The sequence below is a fragment of the Streptomyces sp. NPDC051211 genome (genome assembly GCF_040689505.1).
GTDB lineage: Bacteria > Actinomycetota > Actinomycetes > Streptomycetales > Streptomycetaceae > Streptomyces.
Genome location: NZ_JBFBAV010000087.1, coordinates 1 through 8,425 on the forward strand (window position 1 = coordinate 1; position 8,425 = coordinate 8,425).

Below are 8,425 nucleotides of genomic sequence, written 5' to 3' on the forward strand. Positions count from 1 at the left end.
GGGGGGGGCCAGCCCCCGGACCCCCGCGCCTCAAACGCCGGCGGGGCTGGAGTTGCCTGCGGCAACCCAGCCGTAAGGGCCCGGCGGGGGAGGTGCCCGGCGGGGCCGGAGGTGCCCTGCCTGGTGCGGCGCCGTTGCCGGGGGCCAGCCCCCGGACCCCCGCGCCTCAAACGCCGGCGAGGCTGGAAATGCCCCGGCGGGGCCGGGTGTGACCGGCGGGGTGTTGCAGCCACTACTCTCGGGCCCGACCCGCACGACAAGGGAGGCGCACAGACATGCAGGGCAACGGCTGGCCGGCCAACGAGCTGGAGCAGGTGCTCGGAGCGGCGCTCGGGAACCCCGCCGCCGGCCCCCGCATCATGGAGGTGCTGGCCCGCAGCGACCTCTGGGTGCCGCTCCCGGCCGGTGGCGCCCCGGACAGCGCGAGCATCCGCCTGCCCACCATGGACATCGGCGGCGCCGCCTACGTCCCCGTCTACAGCTCCGAGGCCCAGCTCCTCGCCTGCGCCGGCCCCGGCATGGACTTCGCCGTGGTCCCCGCCGTGGAGTTCGCCCGCGGCCTCCCGCCGCAGCTCGGCGTCGCCGTGAACCCCGAGGGCGCGGTCGGCGTCCCGCTGCCCCCGCCGGCCGTCGCCGAGCTCTGCCGGGCCGGCCGGAGCGGCCGGACCGAGATCGACGGGTCGGCCGGCGGCGACCCCGCCGGCGGTCCCACCGGCGGCCGGGTCCGGCTCTTCGAGCCGGACTGGCAGGACGACCCGGTCGACTTCCTGGCCGCCGCGTCGGAGGAGTTCCGCACCACCGGCGTGGTCGCCTCCGCCCACCGCTGCCTGGCCAGCGTCGAAGGCGGCGCCCCCGAGCTGTACATCGGTGTCCGCCTGCTGGGACACCTGACCGAACACCGGGACGCCCCGATGGACGCCCTCGCCCGCGCCCTGAACCGCGTACAGCCGCCCTGGCCGGTCCACTTGATCCTGCTCGACGCCACCGACGATCCGGTCGCCGACCACATCCGCGAGCGCGTGCACCCGTTCTACCTGCCCTAGTGACCCGTAAGCTGGTTTCATTTCCGGGCTGAACCGACGGGCGGACGAAGAGGGGTACCGGGTGAGTGCGTCAGGCACGGCCGCGGCCGGGCAGGTCGAGCACATGATGCGCCAGGTGACCCCCGGGCGCTATGAGGACTACGAGGCGCTGCTGCACGCCCTCGCCGAGGGCCGGCTGTGGATGCTGCTCTGGAACGGGCAGTCCGGATCCCCGGACGCCCAGTACGGCGGCATGGAGGTGGAGGGCCTCGGCTACGCCCCCTGCGTCACCTCCCCGCAGGAGCTCACCGCCAGTGGCTGGAACCGCGGCTACGAAATGGTCACCGGGCGGGACATCGCCCGCGCCCTCTACCCCGACCGGTGGGGGCTGTGGCTCAACCCGCACGACCCCGGCGGCGGCCTCGGCATCCCCTGGGCCGACCTGCGCCGGGTGGCCACCGGACTGGACCGGATGCCGGCCGGACCGCTGCGGCTGTCCGAGCCCGCGCTGGAGCTTCCGCAGTTCTACGGACTGCTCACCCAGCACGCGCACCGCACCCCCGCCGTCCGCTCGCTCCGCCGCGCCTGGGTGCAGCCCGCGCTCGGCCTGCCGTACCTGGCCGTCGGCCTCGACCTGTACGAGGCATCGGCGCCCGCCCTGGAGTCGGTGCGCGAGATGATGCGGCAGTCGGTCGGCGCGGTTCCCGAGGGCGTCCCGGTGTGCACCGTCGCGCTCGCCGACGAGCACGACCCCGTCGCGATGTGGCTGCGCGCCCAGGCGCGGCCCTTCTACGACCGTGAGGCGCACGCGCCCAGCTACTGAGATTCCCGTATCAGGCCGCATGGAACAGATCGTTCCGTGCGGCCTTCGTCGTATCCGGACCCGCCCCGGCCGTTGTCCCGCTCTTGTCCGGATTTGGCCGGTCGATCATGCCCAAATAGCGGACGGCTCAAGACAGTTGGGCACGATGTCCGCTTCCGTACCGAACGGATGGTCTTGCTCCGCTCAGGCGAGAGCGAAGTCCGGATAACGGGAATCGGACCCTCACATCACGGTTGCGCATCCATTCATCTGCGGGTCTGGCGGCTGGTCGAGCGACCGATGAAGACTCCCCCACCAAGAGCCGGTCAGTCCTTCGAACCGCCGGTTCGTCACTTGCACTTCACAGCGCCACTCCGCACCAACGCCGCCACAGCGGCGGGCATGGGCCGGCCCACCCGTCGGCCGAGAGGGGTCCCCACCACGATGACGGCACCACTGCACGACACGAGCGCGGAAAAAGCCCCCGCGGCCGTTGCCGTAGCCGACGTTCCTGCAAAGGCCATCGAAGGCCGCTCACCGGGCCGTATCGCCTGGATGCGGCTCAAGCGCGACAAGATCGCACTGACCGGCGGCATCGTCGTGATCCTCCTGATCCTGGTGGCGGTCTTCGCGCCGCAGATCGTGAGCCTGCTGGGCCACCCGCCCAACGAGTTCCACGAGGACATGCTCGATCCGGAGCTCGGCACGCCGGTCGGCTCGTTCGGCGGCATGAGTTCGGACTTCCTGCTGGGCGTCGAGCCCACCAACGGCCGCGACGTGTTCAGCCGGATCGTCTTCGGCGCGCGCATCTCGCTGACCGTGGCCTTCCTGGCGGCCTTCGTCTCGGTCGTCATCGGCAGCCTGCTGGGCGCCCTCGCGGGCTTCCTCGGCGGCTGGGTCGACGCGCTGATCAGCCGCCTCATGGACCTGCTGCTGGCCTTCCCGCAGCTGCTCTTCACCATCGCCCTGGTCTCCGTGGTCCCGAACTCCGTCTGGGGCTTCGAAGGCAGCGGCGTCCGGATGGGCGTACTCGTCCTCGTCATCGGCTTCTTCGGCTGGCCGTACATCGGACGCATCGTCCGGGGCCAGACGATCTCGATGCGCGAGCGCGAGTACGTGGAGGCCGCACGCAGCCTCGGCGCCGGGCGCGGTTACATCCTGATCAAGGAACTGCTGCCCAACCTGGTCGCTCCGATCCTGGTCTACACGACCCTGATCATCCCGACCAACATCCTGACGGAGGCGGCTCTCAGCTTCCTCGGCGCCGGCGTCAAACCGCCCACGGCGTCCTGGGGAAAGATGCTGTCCGACGCCGTCCCCATCTACCAGGACGCACCGATGTTCATGGTCGTCCCCGGTCTCGCGATCTTCATCACTGTCCTGGCGTTCAACCTCTTCGGGGACGGGCTGCGCGATGCACTCGACCCCAAGGGCAGCTGAACCGCTTCAACGATTCACCCACTCATGGAGGTTGGACACATCGTGACCCGCAGAAAGCAGGCTCTCGCGATCACCGCCGTGATCGCCGCTCTGTCGCTGACCGCCGCGTGCGGTGGCAACGGCGATGACGACAAGGCCGGCAAGGGCGGCGCCGCCAGCGGCGCCGCGTTCGACGCCGCCACCAAGGGCGTCGTCAACGCGTCCGACAAGAAGGGCGGCGAGCTCAAGCTCTGGTCGCCGCAGGACGTCGACTACCTGGACCCGGCGCGCGCCTACTACGGCTTCGTGTGGAACATGCAGCGCCTGTACGTGCGCCAGCTGCTCGCGTACGACAGCAAGCCCGGCAAGGACGGCACCAAGCTGGTTCCGGACCTCGCCGAGGCCCTGCCGGTCATCAGCAACGACGGCAAGACCTACACGCTGAAGCTGAAGGACGGCGTGAAGTTCGAGGACGGCTCGCCGATCACCTCGAAGGACATCAAGTACGGCATCGAGCGCGTCTTCGCGCAGGACGTGCTGTCCGGTGGCCCGACCTACCTGATCGACCTCCTGGACCAGGGCCAGAAGTACCCCGGCCCGTACAAGGACACCGACCCGAACAAGATGGGTCTGAAGTCGGTCCAGACGCCGGACGACAAGACCATCGTCTTCAACCTGGCGAGCGCCAACTCGGACTTCAGCTACCTGCTGGCCATGCCGTCCTCCTCGCCGGTCCCGGCGGGCAAGGACACGGGCGCCAAGTACACCAACAAGCCCGTCTCCACCGGTCCTTACAAGGTGGAGAGCTTTACCGCCGGCAAGGGCGCGACCTTCGTCCGCAACGAGAACTGGGACCCCAAGACCGACACGATCCGCAAGGGTCTGCCGGACAAGGTCAGCTTCACGGTGACCACCAACGCCGAGGACATGGACCAGCGCCTGCTCAACGGCGACATCGACCTCGCCGTCGACGGCACCGGCCTCCTCCAGGCCGCGAAGAACAAGGTCCTCAAGGACGAGAACCTGAAGAAGAACGCGGACAACCCGTTCACGGGCTACATCCGCTACATGGTCTTCCCGCAGACCGTGGCGCCGTTCGACAACATCGAGTGCCGCAAGGCCGTCATCTACGCGGCCGACCCGAAGTCCCTGCAGACCGCCCGCGGCGGCCCGACCAGCGGTGACCTCGGCGCGAACATGCTGCCGCCCGGCATCCCCGGCTCCGACAAGGCCTACGACCCGTACGGCCTGACCGCCGGCAAGCCGCAGGAGGACAAGGCCAAGGCCGCCCTGCAGGCCTGTGGCAAGCCGAACGGCTTCGAGACCACGATCGCGGTCCGCAACAACCGCGCCGCCGAGGTCAAGACGGCCGAGTCGCTCCAGGCCGCGCTGGCCAAGGTCGGCATCACCGCGAAGATCGACCAGTACGACGGCAAGCTCTCCTCCTCCACGATCGGTTCGCCCGAGAACGTGAAGAAGAAGGGCTACGGCATCATCGTCATGGGCTGGGGCGCCGACTACAACTCCGGTGCGGGCTTCCTGCAGCCGCTGGTTGACGGCTCCTTCATCCTGCCGAACGGCAACAACAACTACTCCGAGCTGAACGACCCGGAGGTCAACAAGCTGTTCGACGACGCCGCGGCGGCCAAGACCCCCGAAGAGGCGGCTCCGTTCTACACGCAGATCAACAAGAAGATCATGGAGAAGGCCCTCTACCTTCCCATCAACTTCGACAAGGCCTTCGTCTACCACAACCCGCGGCTGACGAACGTCTACTTCAACGAGTCCATGGGCAAGATCGACCTCGCCACGGTGGGCGTCGTCAAGTAACAGTCAGGCACGTGCCTTCACCGCACATGCGCTAGTCCGAAGGGCAGGTGAAGGCCGCAGGCGGCGGCTGCCGTCCCCACAAGGGGCGGTGGCCGCCGGTCCTGGCGGCCGACTGCAGTGCTCGTCTACCTCATCCGGCGACTCTTCAACGTCGTCGCCACGCTGCTGGTGGTCTCCGTGGTCACCTTCGGCATCTTCTTCGCGGTACCGAAGATCACCGGGTCGGATCCCGCGCTGATGTATGCCGGCCGCGAGACCAATGAGACCGCCCTGGCGGGCATCCGCGTGAAGATGGGCTTCGACAAGCCCATCTCCGAGCAGTACTTGCTCTTCCTCAAGGGCATCGTCGCCGGCCGTGACTACGACGCCGGCACCGAGATGACGCACTGCCCGGCGCCGTGCTTCGGCTACTCGTTCAAGAGCGAGACGCCGGTCTTCGAGATGATGCTCGACCGGATTCCGGTCACCGTCTCGCTCGCCCTCGGTGCCGCCGTCATCTGGGTGGTCGCGGGTGTGCTCACCGGCGTCGTCTCGGCGCTCAAGAGGCGCAGCGCGATCGACCGCACCGTGATGGTCGGCGCCCTCGCCGGCGTATCGCTGCCGATCTTCTTCACCGGCATGCTCGCCCCGGCGATCCTCGTCTACGGCCTCGGCTGGCTGGACGTGTCCAACTACCGGCCCCTGACCGAGGATCCGGGGGCCTGGCTGAACAGCATGATCCTGCCCTGGATCACGCTGGCCTTCCTCTTCGCCGCCACCTACGCCCGCATCACCCGCGCCACCATGCTGGAAGTGCTCGGCGAGGACTACATCCGCACGGCCCGCGCCAAGGGCCTCACCGAGCGGGTGGTCATCCGCAAGCACGCCCTGCGCTCCACCCTCACCCCGCTCGTCACCATGTTCGGCCTGGACTTCGGCGGCCTGCTCGGCGGCGCGGTCCTCACCGAGACCACCTTCAACTTCCAGGGCCTGGGCACGGCGGCCGTCGGCGCGATCAGAGACGGCGACCTGCCCGTGATCATGGGCGTGACCCTGCTCGCGGCGCTCTTCGTCGTGATGGCGAACCTGATCGTGGACATGCTGTACGCCGTCATCGACCCGCGCGTGAGGCTGACGTGACCGAGAACCACACCCCCCTGGTACCCGAGCAGTCGGGGCCCCGCAGCGAAGCCTTCCTGTCGGTCCGCGACCTCAAGGTGCACTTCCCCACCGACGACGGCATCGTCAAGTCCGTCGACGGGCTCTCCTTCGACCTGGAGCGCGGCAAGACCCTCGGCATCGTGGGCGAGTCCGGCTCCGGCAAGTCGGTGACCTCGCTGGCCATCATGGGCCTGCACCGCACCGGCAACGCCCGCAGCCGCCCCGCCATCGAAGGCGAGGTCTGGCTCGACGGCCAGGAGCTGCTGCGCGCCGACGCCGACGAGGTGCGGCGGCTGCGCGGCCGCAAGATGGCGATGGTCTTCCAGGACCCGCTGAGCGCCATGCACCCGTACTACACGGTCGGCCACCAGATCATCGAGGCCTACCGGACCCACCAGAACGTGGACAAGAAGAAGGCCCGGGTCCGGGCGGTCGAGATGCTCGACCGGGTCGGTATCCCCGAGCCGGACAAGCGCGTCGACGCCTACCCGCACGAGTTCTCCGGCGGTATGCGCCAGCGCGCGATGATCGCGATGGCCCTGGTCAACAACCCCGAGCTGCTGATCGCGGACGAGCCGACCACCGCCCTGGACGTCACCGTCCAGGCGCAGATCCTCGACCTGATCCGGGACCTGCAGAAGGAGTTCGGCTCCGCCGTCATCATGATCACGCACGACCTGGGCGTGGTCGCCGAGATGGCCGACGACCTCCTGGTGATGTACGGCGGCCGGTGCGTGGAGCGCGGCAGCGCCGAGAAGGTCTTCTACGAGCCCCGCCACCCCTACACCTGGGGGCTGCTCGGCTCGATGCCGCGCATCGACCGCGACCAGACCGAACGGCTCATCCCGGTCAAGGGCTCCCCGCCCAGCCTCATCAACATCCCCAGCGGCTGCGCCTTCCACCCGCGCTGCCCGTACGCCGACATCCCCAAGGACAACATCACCCGGACCGTACGTCCGGACCTGGTGACCGCCGACGGTGAACGGCACTGGTCCGCCTGCCACATGTCGCAGGAGGAGCGGACCCGGATCTGGACCGAAGAGATTGCGCCGAAGCTGTGACCGAGATCAAGAAGGCGGGCGCCCCGACGCTCCCCGAGCAGGCCGCGGCCTCCCCGGAACCCCTCCTCAAGGTGACCGGCCTGGTCAAGCACTTCCCCATCAACAAGGGGCTGCTGCGCCGGCAGGTCGGGGCCGTCAAGGCCGTCGACGGCATCGACTTCGACGTCCGCCGCGGTGAGACCCTCGGCGTGGTCGGCGAGTCCGGCTGCGGCAAGTCGACCATGGGCCGGCTGATCACCCGGCTGCTGGAGCCGACCGGCGGCACGGTGGAGTTCGAGGGGCGGGACATCACCCACCTCGGCGTCTCCGGGATGCGGCCGCTGCGCCGCGACGTACAGATGATCTTCCAGGACCCGTACGGCTCGCTGAACCCGCGCCACACGGTCGGCGCGATCGTCTCCGCCCCGTTCAAGCTCCAGGGGGTCACCCCCGAGGGCGGGATCAAGGCGGAGGTCCAGCGGCTGCTCTCCCTGGTCGGCCTGAACCCGGAGCACTACAACCGCTACCCGCACGAGTTCTCGGGCGGCCAGCGCCAGCGCATCGGCATCGCCCGGGCACTGGCGCTGAAGCCGAAGCTGGTGGTCGCGGACGAGCCGGTCTCGGCCCTGGACGTGTCGATCCAGGCCCAGGTGGTGAACCTGCTGGACGACCTCCAGGACGAGCTCGGCCTCACCTATGTGATCATCGCGCACGACCTTTCGGTCATCCGGCACGTCTCGGACCGGATCGCGGTCATGTACCTCGGCAAGATCGTCGAGCTGACCGACCGCAAGTCGCTGTACGAGGCCCCGATGCACCCGTACACGACGGCGCTGCTGTCGGCCGTGCCGGTGCCGGACCCGCGCCGGCGCGGTGCCAAGAGCGGCCGGATCCTGCTCAAGGGCGATGTGCCCTCGCCGATCGCGCCGCCGAGCGGCTGCCGGTTCCACACCCGGTGCTGGAAGGCCACGCAGGTCTGCACGACGCAGGAGCCGCCGCTGGTCGCCCTGAAGACGGGGCACCAGGTCGCCTGCCACCACCCGGAAAACGCCCCGGACCAGGCCCCCGGCGACCCCTCCCTCCCAAACCCCCCGGCCCCACCGGCCTGAGCCACCGCCCGCGGGGCTGGACTGCCACCCATGGCAGTCCAGCCCCGCCGGCGTTTTGAGGCG

7 protein-coding genes are annotated in these 8,425 nt (G+C 69.4%); all 7 read left to right on the top strand.

Going from position 1 to position 8,425, the window contains the following annotated elements:
- Positions 1–275 precede the first annotated feature (275 nt).
- The gene (locus AB0447_RS36050; RefSeq protein WP_366481192.1) at positions 276–1,043 is read left to right on the top strand and encodes an enhanced serine sensitivity protein SseB; all 768 of its coding nucleotides are present in this window, start codon (positions 276–278) and stop codon (positions 1,041–1,043) included.
- Between the two features lie 61 nt (positions 1,044–1,104).
- Complete coding sequence (locus AB0447_RS36055; RefSeq protein ID WP_366481193.1) at positions 1,105–1,845, top strand: enhanced serine sensitivity protein SseB C-terminal domain-containing protein; 741 nt, start codon at positions 1,105–1,107, stop codon at positions 1,843–1,845.
- Between the two features lie 423 nt (positions 1,846–2,268).
- Positions 2,269–3,264 (top strand): ABC transporter permease, encoded by a 996-nt coding sequence (locus AB0447_RS36060; protein ID WP_366481194.1) that lies wholly within the window; start codon positions 2,269–2,271, stop codon positions 3,262–3,264.
- 24 nt (positions 3,265–3,288) lie between these two features.
- Entirely contained in the window at positions 3,289–5,073 is a 1,785-nt protein-coding gene (locus AB0447_RS36065) for an ABC transporter substrate-binding protein (RefSeq protein ID WP_366481195.1), read from the top strand.
- Positions 5,074–5,190: 117 nt separating this feature from the next.
- Positions 5,191–6,192 (top strand): ABC transporter permease, encoded by a 1,002-nt coding sequence (locus AB0447_RS36070; RefSeq protein ID WP_366481196.1) that lies wholly within the window; start codon positions 5,191–5,193, stop codon positions 6,190–6,192.
- On the top strand, positions 6,189–7,274 hold the full coding sequence (locus AB0447_RS36075; protein WP_366481197.1) for an ABC transporter ATP-binding protein: 1,086 nt from the start codon (positions 6,189–6,191) through the stop codon (positions 7,272–7,274). The genes AB0447_RS36070 and AB0447_RS36075 overlap by 4 nt, the downstream gene beginning before the upstream one ends.
- Entirely contained in the window at positions 7,271–8,362 is a 1,092-nt protein-coding gene (locus AB0447_RS36080) for a dipeptide ABC transporter ATP-binding protein (RefSeq protein ID WP_366481198.1), read from the top strand. Before AB0447_RS36075 ends, AB0447_RS36080 begins: the two co-directional genes overlap by 4 nt.
- Positions 8,363–8,425 lie beyond the last annotated feature (63 nt).